The sequence below is a fragment of the Armatimonas sp. genome (assembly GCF_043760365.1).
Classification (GTDB): domain Bacteria; phylum Armatimonadota; class Armatimonadia; order Armatimonadales; family Armatimonadaceae; genus Armatimonas.
This window is the reverse complement of sequence record NZ_JAYUPA010000354.1, coordinates 1-1,847: the sequence shown is the minus strand read 5'-3', so window position 1 is coordinate 1,847 and position 1,847 is coordinate 1. Positions and strand designations below refer to the sequence as shown.

The following is a 1,847-nucleotide window of genomic DNA, read 5'->3' as shown; positions in this document are numbered from 1 at the left end:
CCTTGTCCATCTTGAAGTCGGGAATACCGTAGCGCATCAGCCCGCCCAGGCGATCGTCGCGCTCAAACACCGTTACCCAGTGCCCCGCCCGGTTCAGTTGCTGCGCCGCCGCGAGACCCGCCGGGCCACTGCCAATCACCGCGACACGCTTGCCCGTGCGGTTCTGTGGGGGCTCTGGAACGACCCAGCCTTCTTCAAAACCATGATCAATAATGCGCTGCTCGACGGTCTTGATCGTGACGGCTTTATCGTTGATCGCCAGGACGCAGGCATCCTCGCACGGCGCGGGGCACAGCCGCCCGGTGAACTCGGGGAAGTTATTGGTGGCATGGAGCGCCGTGAGCGCCTCTTGCCAGCGGCCCCGGTAGACTAAGTCGTTCCAGTCCGGGATAAGATTTCCCAGGGGGCAGCCATTGTGGCAGAAAGGAACGCCACAGTCCATGCAGCGCGATGCCTGGGCGCGTAGCTTCTCGGGGGCCATCGGAAGATACACCTCCGACCAGTCCCGCACCCGCTCGCCCACGGTACGCTTTTTTGGCGCTTCCCGCGTCAGACTTAAAAATGCTCTGCTGTCACCCATAATTTTTCCACAACTCTACTTTTTGTGGCGACAGCGCCCCACGCTTGCCATCGCGGCAAACGTGGGACATTTTATCATAAGCGGCTAGACCTTGGGCAACTCGAAGCCCTTTCGGTACTCGCGAGTCAAGAGCACGTTCGCCTCTTTGTTGCCCGTACCGATGAAACGCTCTGCCTTGGGATCGAGCGTGAGACTGGCTCCAAAGCGCAGCTTGGCATCGGGCGTCAGAGCGTTGTTTGCCGTCAGGTGCGTGATCATGCGCGAGTACGCCTCCCCAAACGGCTTGTTGATAAAGTTGCTCTTTGCCGGGTCGCCCTCGGTGCCTAAGCGGTAGCTCACATTACCGAGATGACACAGCGCACTGGAAAGATGCCCCTCCAAAACGGGCGCGGCCAGATCACTCTGATTACGGCTCTTGACGGCCTTGATAAACGCGGCAAAGTGATCACCGCCGCCACTGAAGGTCTCAAGAGGCTTGCCCTCTTTATCAAAGGCCGCCGCCTTGCCGTAGCTCGCCGTGAAGACCACGTAGCCGTTCTCGCCGTAGACGATATCGCCGATGCTCGCGCCCATCAGGCCTTCGGTGGGCAGGCCGCGCACCTCGAAGATAAGCTGCTTGTCGCCGTAGTCGTAGGTGGAAACCACGGTGTTCGGAGTATTGGCCTGGTCCACGTAGCCCAGCCGACAGCCGATAGACTCGACCCCACGCGGTAGCTCGTGTTTGTCTAACGCCCAGCGCGCGATATCCATCTGGTGGATTCCCTGGTTGCCCAGATCGCCCGCGCCGTAGTCGAAGTTCCAGTGCCACTCGTAGTGGAAGCGATTGGGATTGAAAGGCCGCTTAGGAGCGGGGCCAAGCCAGATATCGTAGTCCACCCCAGAGGGCACTGGGCCGTCGGGCTTGGTGCCGATGCTCTTGCGTGGCTTGTAGCAGAGTCCGCGCGCCAAGGTAACTTTACCGAGTTTGCCTTCGTGGAGAAACTTAATGCCCCCCTGAACTGCCTTGGCCGAGCGGCTCTGCGTCCCTACTTGGCAGATCCGTCCGGTGCGTTGCTGCATCTGCACGAGCCGTCGGCCCTCGCTCACATTGTGGCTACAGGGCTTCTCCACATAAACATCCTTGCCCGCCTGCATCGCCCAAGACGCCGCCAGCGAGTGCCAGTGAATCGGTAGCGCACACGAGACCGCGTCTATGTCCTTGTCCTCAAAAACTTTGCGCAGGTCCTGGTAGATCTTGGGCTTCTTGCCGGTCTTCTTCTCAACCGCC

The 1,847-nt window shown here is 60.2% G+C and carries 2 protein-coding genes; both read right to left on the bottom strand.

Annotated elements, in window-relative coordinates:
• The coding region (locus ACH2EH_RS08590) for an FAD-dependent oxidoreductase (RefSeq protein ID WP_395140783.1) at nt 1–580 on the bottom strand (580 nt) is incomplete at its 3' end.
• 84 nt (nt 581–664) lie between these two features.
• A partial coding sequence (locus ACH2EH_RS08585; protein WP_395140781.1) for a Gfo/Idh/MocA family protein occupies nt 665–1,847 on the bottom strand: 1,183 nt, incomplete at its 5' end.